8 protein-coding genes are annotated in these 12,710 nt (G+C 30.5%); 5 read left to right on the top strand and 3 right to left on the bottom strand.

Translation table 4 applies throughout. The annotated features are described in order from the left end of the window. Positions 1-168: 168 nt before the first annotated feature. From ABDB96_RS01400 to ABDB96_RS01410, 3 genes are read left to right on the top strand one after another with little or no spacing between them, the layout of a single operon-like run. The gene (locus tag ABDB96_RS01400; RefSeq protein WP_343251738.1) at positions 169-3,333 is read left to right on the top strand and encodes a DEAD/DEAH box helicase family protein; all 3,165 of its coding nucleotides are present in this window, start codon (positions 169-171) and stop codon (positions 3,331-3,333) included. After that, positions 3,285-3,764 (top strand): Eco57I restriction-modification methylase domain-containing protein, encoded by a 480-nt coding sequence (locus ABDB96_RS01405; protein ID WP_343251739.1) that lies wholly within the window; start codon positions 3,285-3,287, stop codon positions 3,762-3,764. Before ABDB96_RS01400 ends, ABDB96_RS01405 begins: the two co-directional genes overlap by 49 nt. Then, entirely contained in the window at positions 3,727-4,515 is a 789-nt protein-coding gene (locus ABDB96_RS01410; protein WP_343251740.1) for a hypothetical protein, read from the top strand. Before ABDB96_RS01405 ends, ABDB96_RS01410 begins: the two co-directional genes overlap by 38 nt. 24 nt (positions 4,516-4,539) lie before the next feature. Here ABDB96_RS01410 and ABDB96_RS01415 read toward each other — a convergent pair whose 3' ends face one another. The 3 genes from ABDB96_RS01415 to ABDB96_RS01425 are packed head-to-tail and all read right to left on the bottom strand — an operon-like array spanning position 4,540 to position 7,554. Continuing rightward, the gene (locus ABDB96_RS01415; RefSeq protein ID WP_343251741.1) at positions 4,540-5,823 is read right to left on the bottom strand and encodes an energy-coupling factor transporter transmembrane component T; all 1,284 of its coding nucleotides are present in this window, start codon (positions 5,821-5,823) and stop codon (positions 4,540-4,542) included. 4 nt (positions 5,824-5,827) lie between these two features. After that, positions 5,828-6,736, bottom strand: a complete 909-nt coding sequence (locus tag ABDB96_RS01420) for an ATP-binding cassette domain-containing protein (RefSeq protein WP_343251742.1) — start codon at positions 6,734-6,736, stop codon at positions 5,828-5,830. Next, entirely contained in the window at positions 6,715-7,554 is an 840-nt protein-coding gene (locus tag ABDB96_RS01425; protein ID WP_343251743.1) for an energy-coupling factor transporter ATPase, read from the bottom strand. Before ABDB96_RS01425 ends, ABDB96_RS01420 begins: the two co-directional genes overlap by 22 nt. Before the next feature lie 807 nt (positions 7,555-8,361). On the opposite strand from ABDB96_RS01425, the gene ABDB96_RS01430 reads away from it, so the two are divergent. Together ABDB96_RS01430 and ABDB96_RS01435 are read left to right on the top strand one after the other, a co-directional pair. Beyond that, positions 8,362-10,146, top strand: coding sequence for an MATE family efflux transporter (locus tag ABDB96_RS01430; RefSeq protein ID WP_343251744.1), 1,785 nt, complete (start codon positions 8,362-8,364; stop codon positions 10,144-10,146). 321 nt (positions 10,147-10,467) lie between these two features. Continuing rightward, positions 10,468-11,874, top strand: coding sequence for a PfkB family carbohydrate kinase (locus tag ABDB96_RS01435; protein WP_343251745.1), 1,407 nt, complete (start codon positions 10,468-10,470; stop codon positions 11,872-11,874). Positions 11,875-12,710 lie beyond the last annotated feature (836 nt).

The raw sequence follows: 12,710 nt of genomic DNA on the forward strand, positions 1-12,710 counted from the left end.
ATCTTGAATGTTTTTATGCAAATTATTTGTTGTTTATAAAAAAGTTAATGATTAAAAAAACAAGAATTATCAGCACTATACAGCAAATGTTTTATAATACTGCCATTGAATTATCTAAAAATTTTAAGCAACTTATTCGAATTATATTTGTAAATCAAGCGACTAATTATGGTAAAAAAATCAGCAACAGCAATTAATCCCTACACAACAAAACAATATCAAATTTATGCATATACTCACGATGAACGACAAGCACCTAATTTTGTTGGTCATATTAAGGTTGGTGAAACAACAAGAGATATTGAAACACGGGTTAATGAACAAACGAAAACTGCTGGATTTCAACCGCAAATTCTTTTTTGAAAATTAGCACGAAAGAACGACGGCACATGATTTCGGGATACAGATTTACACCGGTATTTTGAATTTAATAAAATTAAACGTAGCAAAGAAACTGGTGGACCAAATGGGACTGAATGGTTTGATTTTAAAGGGCGGGAAGAAGATGCTTTAAAATTAACTGAAAAGTTTATTGAAATTGACTATGATCCTTTAATAAATCCTCAAGGCCAAAAAGACTATATATTGCGTGCGGAACAAAGTCAAGCTGTTACTTGCACTTTTAATTATTTTCATTCGCAAAAACAACCAAAAGAATTTTTATGAAATGCCAAACCACGCTTTGGCAAAACTTTAACCACCTATGATTTCATTAGAAAAATTCAAGCAAGTAATGTTTTAATTTTGTGCAACCGTCCGGCTATTGCAAATTCATGATTTAATGATTTTGATGATTTTATCAGTTGAAGAACAGATGAAGGGTATCGGTTTGTTTCTGAATCGTCTGCAATTAAACGCAATAGCATGTCTTATAAGCAATATGAAAATTTTAAAACAGAACACCCAAACAAGCCAATTAGAAGAATTGCTTTTGTTTCCTTACAAGACTTCAAGGGCGCTAAGTTTGCTGGTGGTTTTTATGAAAAATTAGCTTGAATGCAAGAAGTGGATTGGGATGTAATTGTTCTTGATGAAGCCCACGAAGCTATTGACACACAAAAAAGCCAAATGGCCTTAAATTCATTACGAACTAAATTTACCTTGCATTTATCGGGTACTCCGTTTAAAGCCATTGCTACTGAAAAATTTCGTGAAGATCAAATTTTTAATTGATCTTATCATGATGAACAAAAAGCCAAAAATGATTGGGATGAGAATAATGGCTCAAACCCTTATGCTCGTTTGCCACAATTGAATTTGTTTACTTATAAAATGAGTGAAATGATCCAAAAGGAGCTTAAATCAAAAATTAAAGATGACTTTAGTTTAGATTCGCAGTATGCATTTGATTTAGGTGAATTTTTTCGTGTTGGTAAAAATCATAAATTTGTTCATGAACAAGATGTAAAAAAGTTTTTAGATGTAATAACTCAAGGTAAATACCCTTTCAGTTCATCTGAACAATATGTCAATCGACTGCACCATACTTTTTGATTATTGCCTAGTGTTGCGGCAGCTAAAGCGTTAAAAAACTTGCTGAATAACCACGAATTTTTCAAAAATTTTGAAATTGTTTTAGCAGTTGGTAAAGGATCAGGTTGTTCACAAGTAATAAATGAATTTGATACTGGTTTTAGAAAAAATCAAAAAAGTTTTAACAAAGTTCGTGAGGCCATTGATAAGCCACACAGCAAGACGATCACATTATCAGTCGGTCAATTAACGACTGGCGTAACTATTCCCGAATGAACTGGTGTGTTGATGTTGCGTAACATTGAATCAGCAAGTTTATATTTTCAATCAGCTTTTCGGGTTCAAAACCCGCACGAGTACGAAGTTGAAAATGAGCAACATGAAAAATTTCTTGCAGTAAAAGAAAATGCTTATATTTTTGATTTTGCCCCAGACCGAACGCTTAAGTTTTATGATGATTTTGCTAATGGATTACTTGTTGGTGAACAATACAAAGTTAACAACGAACAACGCCGAAAAAATATTGAGGCTGTTTTAAATTTCTTTCCCGTAATTTCCGAAGATTCCAAGGGTTCTTTGTGTGAACTGAATATTGATGATGTCTTAACGATTCCTAATGAGATTAAATCAGAAAAAGTTGTTCAAAGTGGCTTTATGCATAATTTTTTGTTTGCTAATATCAATAATATTTTTCGGATGCCTAATCAGATTAAAGAAATTTTAGATCAGATTGAGCCAATTAACAACAAGAAAAAAAGCAAAACAAACTTGGCATTAATTAACAATGATTCCGATAGTAAAAATAGCCTTGAAGCGATAACGATTAACCAATCTGGTGTTTTTGGTAAAAAAATAGTTGCTTCAGTCTGAAAACAGAATGATCATGAAACTTTGGATGATACAGTAAACCATTATGATTCTTCGGAAATAATGAAGAAAATATTTGAATCTTATCAATTAGAACAAAATAATGTTCTTAAAAATATTAAGAAATTACCTACAAATAAAATCAAGAAAATTGATAATAATTTTAAAAAGGAAATTGCTAGAGAGTTAGAAACAATTGAAGAAGAATCACAGGATCAAATTAATCGATTTCAAGAACTAATAAGTCAAAAAATTAAATTTGGTTTAAATGAAAATGACCAACTAGAATTAAATAAATTAGAAACTAGCATCCAGACACAATACAACGAAAAATTGTATGCAAAAGTTGACCAAGCCTTTCAAAAATCACTTGAAGCAATAAAAAATGCTGTAGATGATGTGGATAAGAAAAAACGCGAAGATGTAACCCGTGCCCATTTACGCGGCTTTACCCGCACGATTCCGATTTATTTAATGGTTTGTGATGACAAACAAATAACTTTAGCCAATTATGAAACGAAAACTGATCCACAAACCTTTCAAGAAATTAGTAGTATTACAGCCGAACAATTTTGCCTTTTAAAAAACGGTTGCGTTGACGAAAATGGCAAAGTTTCGGGATTTTTTAATGAAGTTATTTTCAATAACAGCATTCAAAAATTCTACAAATTGAAAAATGAATTAGCCAATTATTTTGATGAGACGATTAATAATGATATTTTTAATTTCATTCCCACTCAGAAAACTAATCAGGTTTTTACGCCAAAAAAATTAGTTAAAGAAATGGTTGACAAATTGGAAGAAACTATCCCTGGACTATTTACCAATAAAACTCATAAGTTTTTAGATCCTTACTGCAAGAGTGGTCTTTATTTAGCTGAGGTTATCAAGCGTTTATACATTGGTTTGCAAAATGAAATTGTTGATGTCCAAGAACGAATTAAATGAATTTTTGAAAAGCAAATTTACGAATTTGCCCGAGTGATATTTTAGTTAAACTTATTTCTAATTATTTATCAGCAGGACGAAAGGATTTGGTTTTAAATTTACAAAAATATGAAAATGATTGCAATTTCAAAAATCCTAATTGGTTTAACGATTCGATAAAAAAATGATGAGGTGATGCAGTGAAGTTTGATGTAATTATTGGCAACCCACCATATCAGGAAAAAGATGGCGGGGCCCAAGCAAGTGCAAGTGCCTTGTATCAATATTTTGTGGACGCTGCTTTTTTGTTTTCAAATGTTAAATATGTTTCATTAATTACGCCATCACGCTGAATGACCGGTGGCAAAGGGCTGGATGATTTTAGAGCCCGAATGCTAGAAAACCAAAATTTAATGTATCTTTACGACTATTGCGATGCAAGTACATGCTTCCCTGATAATGAAATCAAGGGGGGGGGTAAGTTATTTTTTGTTTAATCGTGATTATGTTGGTAAATGCGACATCACAACTATTGATTTTGAAGGAAACAAAGAAACATCGAAACGTTATTTAAAAGAATCAGATTTAGATGTTTTTATTCGGTACAAGTCCTTAATAGCAATTTGGAACAAAGTAAAAAGTAAGAAAAATGAATTTTTGGACACAATAGTTTCTTCGCGCAATCCTTATGGTTTTACTACGGACGTTATGAACAATTCTGAAAAAAAAGAATCATCGATTTTTTCATTCACAAAAACTCCAGATAGTTATGTTATTTTGGGATTGGGCAAAAATCAGAAACGATTACGGATGTATTTTCCCAAAAATCATTCATTAGCGAAATTTAAGAAGACCAAGGCTTTTGAAAAATATAAAATTTTTATTGCTAAAGCCTACGGAGTCGGTGCTATTGGCGAAACAATGTCAAGTCCGATTTTGGCTGAACCAGAAGAATGTTGTACAGAAACATTTCTAGAAATTGGTGGTTTTGACACCGAAAAGGAAGCCGAAAATTTAATTAAATATATCCGAACTAAATTTTTTAGAGCTTTAGTAGGAATTCAAAAACAAACGCAAAACACAACTCAAAAAACTTTTCGTTTTGTTCCCGTGCTAGATTTTAGAACAAATAATGAAATTAATTGAGAATTATCTGTACCTAAAATCGATGAGCAACTTTATAAAATGTTTGAATTATCTGACGAAGAAATCAAATTTATTGAAGAAAAAATTTCGGAAATGGAATAGAGTAATGCATAATCTTGTGTTTTATTAAGATCTTAGTGCAATATTAGTAGCATATCCTTGAACGAGTCATTCTGGGCTTCCCAAAGGTGCAAATAATAAACGCTGTGCTGTAATGAAGATTCCAAATCCAACAAGAATCATTAGAAATAAGTAGAAAAGTCAATCAAAATGGTGAACTTCAAAAACACGATATCTTGTTCGGGCATATCTAGGATCATAGGATCTAGCTTCCATTGCATTCGATAATTCACCTGCGTTTCTAAAGGCAATTGAAACCATTGGAACAATTAAGGAAATTAAAGCGTTCGCCCGTTCCCAAAATTTACCGTTTTTAAAATCAATTCCGCGCGAAGCTTGAGCATTTAAAATGCGTTGTGATTCTAATAATAATGAAGGAACAAAACGAATGGCAATACTAATTGTCATTGCTAGTGCATTAACAGGTAATCGCAAAAGTTTAAAAGGCGATAATAATTGTTCAATGGCAAAAGTTAATTCAATCGATGTACTTGTTGTTGTTAAAATTGTGGCTAATAGAATCATCATGTAAATTTTTTGAGCAATGAATATGGTTTGAATTAGCGTCCGGATTGATAAAGCATATCCTTTAAATTCATAAACAGGAAAAATATTTAAAACCCCACTACTATTAGAAACCCTAATGCCAGTTAATTGAGCCCCAACCACTTTTGATACTACCATTTTAAAATTTGAAAAATCAACTGCCCCATTAACTGTATAAGTTTTAATTTCTTCTGGATAAATTTGTGCTAATCTTGATAAAAAATCTTGATAAGTAATCGCTTCTTTTTTATTTAATAAGTTTCTAATATTGTCGGCAATTCTTTCTCCAGGTATCATTTCCCGTTGGAACTGAACGTTAACCATCTTATTTCCTTCTAAATGGAAATTATTACTATTAAAAAAGTTTTTCCCATCAAAAATATTTGATAATACGCGATCTTGGTAAAGCCCGATGGAATTAAATCCAAAAATATTATTTGGTTTGCCATTAGGTAAATCATAAAAATTGATCGCTCCGGGATCACGGTATGTAAACCAATTAATAAAAAATAAGATTAAAAACATAAAAATAATGGACTTAATCGTGGAGAAATAAATTCGTGATGGCAATTTTGCTACAAAAAATAAAGAACTAACAATTAACCAAACAATCATTTGGGCCACAAAACCAATGGGAATAAAAATTAAAATCATAAAACTAATGAACATCAGCATTTTTAAAGTTGGATTCATTTTATGGATAATGGAATTTCTTGAAATATAACCATTAATAAAATTATTCATTCATTTATTCTCCTAATATTTCCAAGATACCTTCAGCAAGTTCATTAACAGTTTTAGGTTTTAATTCATATAATTTTTGAAAACGCTCATCAGCTTGCGACAACTGGTTAATAACTTTAATTACCGGAGGAGGTTTGATTGAAGTTTTGGATAACAATTCTTTATTTGTAAAAATTTCATAAGGAGTGCCATGATCTAAAACTTTCCCCTCGGCCAACATTAAGATTTCATCAGCAATCTCTAAGACTTTTTCCATCTGGTGGGTAATGACAAATAATGTTTTATCGGCCTTTTTAGCATCCAAGATAATCTTCATCATTTCGCGTTCGCCATCGGGATCAAGACCGGCTGTTGGTTCATCAAAAATAATCATTTCTGATTCAATTGCCAAAATACCAGCAATCGCAACTCGCCTTTTTTGTCCACCAGATAATTCAAAGGGACTTTTTTCTAAAAAAGATGAATCTAGGCCCATAATTTTTAAATACTTTTCGGCTAGCTGATAACCCTTTTGTTTTGTTGATCCTAAAGCAATTGGTCCAAATGCAATGTCTTTTAAAACCGTATCTTTAAATAATTGGTATTCAGGAAATTGAAAAACCATCGAAATCGTTTTTCTTAGTTTTTTAAATTCTTTGATCTTGCCGCGTTTACCACCTACATAAATGTTTCTTACCCAAATATTCCCATATTTAGGAACTAGTAAACCATTGAAGTGAGTAACTAGTGTGGATTTGCCGCTACCAGAATCACCAATAATGGCGTAAACTTTATTTTTTTTAAAAGTGAAATTAATATCATCTAAAGCCTTAAAAGCATCTGGTGTATTTTCATCAAAAACACATTTAAGATTAGTGACTTTTAAAATTTCATCCCCAACTAGGGGTGAGATTAATTTTTGTTTTTTATACATTGCAAAATATTCCTAATTAACTTTGGTTGGTTTAAAGTAGGCTCAATGAATGGATTTTTTTTATTAAGTTCTTTTCCTAGTGATAAGGTAAAAGGAATATCTAAACGAATTTCCCTTAAAAATTCTTCATCTTGAAAAATTTCCTCAGGTTTACCAACACGTACTAAATGACCATGATTCATAACAAATACGCGATCAGCATTAATGACTTCTTCCATATCATGAGTCACTGAAATGATCGATTTTCCGCTATTTTTTAAGGTGATCATGAACTGCTTGATGTCAATTTTTCCCTTGGGATCTAGCATTGATGTTGATTCATCAAACAAGATTACATTCGGATTAATCGCTAAAATTGAGGCAATCGCGACCCGTTGTTTTTGCCCTCCTGATAGTTTATGCGGCTCAACTTTTAAAATATGTTCAATGCCTACTTGTTTAGCGACATTGTGCACAATTGCTCGCATTTCATTTCGGGGGAATTTTCGGTTTTCAAGTCCGAAAGCAATGTCATCTTCAGCAGTAATCCCGATAAATTGATTATCCGGATTTTGAAAAACGATCCCAACACTATCACGTAAAAATTTTAAATTTGTTTTTGTAACCGGATGACCGTATAAATAAATGGTGCCTGATCGGGGTTTTAATAATCCTGTTAATAATTTTGATATTGTTGATTTTCCAGAACCATTATGCCCGATGATACAAACATATTCTGGCTGATATATTTCAAATGAAACTTCTTTAACTACTAGAGTTTCATCATACCCAAAACTTATGCGATCAAAATGGACTGCAACTGATTTAGTCGTTTGCATTTATATTAATGAACAACTCCGTATTTTTAACTTATTGTTGCTTACAAGTTAGATGCAAGCATTAATCTTAATTATATATTAATTATAAATATTATATTATAAATATTATATTTAACATCGGTTTTGACTAGTTGTTATCAGTTGTTACTGCCATCAATTATTTTTTGATAAACGAATATTAAGTATTTTAAATTTGAGTTTTTTTAGTAGTAAAAATATCGAAAAATAACTAACTTATGCTAAATTAATAGCCATATATCTTAGACTTAGAATTTTCCACCTATTAATTACTTTTTTTTGTACTTTTCTGTTACAAAAGGCAAAAATGGATCACAAAACAAGCATTGCTAAAAAAGTAATGCAGTTATTTTGATTATCTATGTTGTTTTTCTAGCAAATTGTTTTTATTTTTTAGGTGCAGCTGATGTTAGTGCAAAAATGTTTAAAAAATAACGAAACACTTTAAGTTATTTTATTTTAATTCCGAGTTATTTTTTGGCATTTTTTTTCTTTGTTGTTTTTATGGATCGCGAAGATAATACAAATATATGTTGTTAATTGACGTCTAAAAGGATCTTCTAAATTAATAAAACACAATATTTAAAAACTAGTATTTAATTTTTTTTGCCAAACGAAATTAAAATGCGTAAAATTATCGAAAACAATCTTTTTTAACGCTTTCTTGCGTCTGACTAACCCTTGTTAAAAATAAGGTTAAAATATTATAATCATCCTATTGTGAGATTTTAAAATCAAGCACTCACTAGTTTTTATTTTCAACTAATTCTAGATAACTAACTATCATACATGCATTCTTTTGATCCAAAACTAAAACAGTTAATTAAAAATAATCCTTTTGAAAAAAAACATATTTTTTTCGTAATTTTAAGATTTGTTGGACCAGCAATTATGGTTAGTATGTTTCAAGCCCTATATTTCTTTGGTGACCAAATTATGATTGTTAAATTTGTCCCACGGTCACCAAATTTAAACCCTGACTCCATTTTTACATCTGCACACGATCAATTAAACGGTGCTCTCACTGCAGCAAATGTTGATAGATTAAATATTTTCCAAATCCAAGCGTTACAGTTGCCAAGTCGTGATCACAATTTATATATTGATTATTTAAACGCTGTTTACCGAACTAAAGGGCAGCCTTTAGAAGTTATCGATGTAATTCGGGCTGCCATTTCGATTAGTGTTCCTATCACCATTATTCTTAACGGATTAACGGTTTTTATCAGTATGGGAATTTCTGTTTCTTATGGGAAAGCTTTAGCTCGAAACAATCCGAATGAATTGCAAAAAATTTGATCAACAGGATTTATTACAAATCTAGTACTTGGGTTAACCACATCCATGGCAATTCTTGGATTTTCTTCAATTTGATTGTCCCAAAGTGCATCTGGCGGCATTAGTGCTTCATTTTCGAAAGGATCATCAGAAGACCAAAAAATTATTGATCGTTTTTCGGTTGAAATTTTTCAAAAATTACAAGTTAAATACGCCCAAGGATATATTTATATTTTGTCGGGCTTTAATGTTTTACAAGTCTTTGTACAAATGTACTATTTGTTATCACAAAGCGAAGGACGACAGGTGTTTATTTCGATCGTTCCAGTAATTGCTAATCTTGTGAATTTTCTATTAGATTGAGTTTTTATTCGTTTTACCACTTTGGGTTTAAACGGCTCAGCTGTTGCCACAGTAATTGGCTGATTTTTAAATTTTTCGGCTTATTTTATTTTTAGTTTCATCATGTCTATTAAAGATAAATCTTATCTTGATGTTCGCAAATTAAGATTTAAGTTATATGCTTCAAATTATTTTTCAATAATTATTTTAGTTGGACTAGCCTCTTTATTAAGAAATGCCTCTTTAGCGTTATCAAACGCATTATTTCAAACTTATTTAGTTAGCGTGACAATTGCTGTTCAACCATCAATAGATGGCGTTTTAGTCCCACAAAATTATTACCAGTCGATTTTTGGAAGTATTGCTCCCATAACTGGCCTTGCTTTGCAATCAATTTGGGGTGTGATTCAAGGCGGACGCGTTGTTTGTGCTTATAAATATGGAAAAAAAGATTATGCTTCTATCAAAGCAGTTTATTGATATGTAACAATCCTGTCATTTGCTCATGGAATCATTATTTATTTTTTCTTAGTTTTTGCCATTGCCAATCCATTATTAATAAATCTATTTAACGTTACTACTGGGCGTGATTTGGATGAAGCTAATCGAATCTTACGTATTCTAGCGTTACGAGTTCTTTTTGTTGCAGCAGGTACAACAGCCCAACTCTACTTTCAGTCAACTCAAAAAATTGTTTTATCATGGATTTCTTCAACCATGCAAGGAATCTTTATTTTTTTACCTTTACTTTTTATTTTTAATGCATTTGCGTTAGATCTTAGCGGAACACAAGGAATGAATGTTTTTCTTTGGTTGCCGACTATTAATGCTGCAATTGTTGGGATAATTAATCTATTAATTGGAGCAATTCATATGTATTTTTTCATGGGTAAAAAAGAAAAATTAATTGAACAAGGTTTGAAAAAACCAAGTCGCTGGCTTGCTGCTAGTTAGTTTATTTTTAACTTAAAAGCTCATAAAAATAAGATTTACTAATCAGCACAAATAGGTTTAAAAATTAATCAATTAATAAATATCAAAATTACTACAAATTACTCGAAAGATTATGACTAAAATAACGGCCTGAAATACGCAAAAATATCATTGCATCCATTCATCATTTGTAAATTATTTATAATTTTGTACTTTGAAAATAAGGTGCGTGAAACACAACTACCTGCTGGTCTTCTATTATTTTTTAAGAACAATGACATTATTTCTTTACTTCGGCAAAAATACAACTTTAAAATATAATTAATCTAATGATTTTTATGTATGCCTAAAATTCTTGTTATAGGAGATACGATTTTAGATCGCTATCTTCATTTATTGCCAATAAAAATTTCAAATGAAGCCCCAGTAATTATTCAGCAAATTATTAATGAACATGTTAATCTTGGTGGCGGAGCTAATATTGCTCGCAATCTTGCAGCACTAGATAATGAAGTTACTTACTGTGGATTAGTTTCAAAAGAAACAGAAAGTCTATTTACACGGCTTTTTGCAGAACAAAAAATTCATGCAAAAGTTTATGTTGCTGATGGTTGTATTTCTGTAAAAACCAGAATGATTTCTAATGGTCAGCAAACTGGCAGGTTTGACAGCTCAACTCATGTTGATGAAGTAACCATTTTAAAAATTCAAAAAAAACTTAAAAAATATGTTTTGGAAAATTTAAGCAAATATGATTGTGTTGTAATTTCAAAATATTTAGATTTTTTCTTAACAACTAAATTTATTAATACAATTAGTTTGCACGCTAAAAGAATTAATATTCCCGTTATTTTAGATAATCGTTTTAAAGATACAGTCCAAGTCAAAAATATTTCGATTTTAAAGTTAAATTATTTTGAATTTAAAAATCTTTTAACTCATCCGATTCAAGATACCGAAACATTAATATTTAAAGAATTAAAACTACTAAGATCAAAGCTTCGTTTTGATAACATTATCATTACCAGAGCAAGCGAACCGACCATTTGAATTAATCATCAAAATGAAATTCAAACCTTTGGTGTGCAATCATGTCAAGTGGTTGATGCCACTGGAGCTGGTGATACTTTTTTATCTGTTCTTGCTACGTACTTAAAAAAATTTGACCTTGCACAATGCGTTCAACTTGCCAATACTGCTTGTTCATTAGTGATTCAAAAACCAGGCACTTCAATGATCGATTTACACGAACTTAGTGAAGTGGTTGGTGATCTGGTTTTCCATAATTTAAAAGATGATGAATGGATTTTTAAAAAAATTGCCAATCTTAAAAACAAAAATAAAAAAATCGTTTTTGTTAATGGTGTTTTTGATCTTCTGCATTCTGGACATGTTGAATTATTAACTAAGGCAAAAGCTTTAGGCGATGTTTTAGTTATTGGAATTAATAGCGACAAATCAGTTAAAAAAATTAAGGGTGAAACAAGACCAATTACCGAATTGGCTGACCGGATGCAAGTCTTAAGTGCAATTAAATATGTTGACTATTTAATTCCGTTTGACGAGACTGATGCATCACAATTGCTAGAAAAAATTCAACCCGATGTTTATGCGAAGGGAGCTGATTACACACTGGCTTCAATTGTTGAAAAAGCGGCCTTGAAGTATTGCAAAGAAGTTGTTTTTATTAAAACATCTGATCGCAAAACAACATCCAAAATTATTGATTTCATTAAAAAATTGTCATAACATTTTATTTAATTTCGGATAATTAAAATTTAAAAATTTGGTTTTCAGCAAGCAATGTTTTAAGTAAAGCAAGAACAGCTAAATAATTTTTAAATTAATATTGCTAATACATAAAATAATGGAAAATCTTTAGTTATGAATCCAATCTTAGGATAGTTATTACTTTGTATAAATTTTTATTCTTATTACCAAGTTTAAAACCATTTTTATTTTTTAATAAAATTTAAATTTTTAAAAAAGATAATTGCACTTGATATAAGATAAATTCATTCAGTATAATAATTAAATTTTTAGGTGACTCTCGTGACAAAAGACGAAAATCAGCCCATTATAAAAATTACATACGATAATATTTTTGGAATTTTAGAGTTGCAAAGTCCATCCTAGCAAGGATACCCTTAAATGAGGAATCGAGAAGAAAATTTACTAACTAGGATAGTGTTAGCGGTTCTTGTAGTTGGAACAATTACATCAGTGTGTTTGTGAATTAGTTTCGTCAACGAAATTTTAGAAACTGACAAACAAAAGATTGTTGCAATTTTTAGTCATGATCTTACAGAATTTATGATCAGAAATAAAGAATGTAACTACTGTTTTTGTAAAAGATCAAATCATCATACCTGAAAAGTTTAGCCACTAATTTGCCATTATTGATCGTTTTCCAATTGTAAATTCTTGAAGATCTCGTTCATTAAAAATGAAAATTGTCGTAAAAAAGACAGCAAATTTTTTAACATACTGGAGATTTGCAAGATAATAAGTTAATTAAAGAATTCATTATTAAAAAGTATAAGTTAAAGCAATGAAAAACTAAAGGCAAGAGCAAACAACAATAT

The organism is Mycoplasma amphoriforme A39 (assembly GCA_000723365.1).
Taxonomy (GTDB): Bacteria; Bacillota_I; Bacilli_A; order Mycoplasmatales; family Mycoplasmoidaceae; genus Mycoplasmoides; species Mycoplasmoides amphoriforme.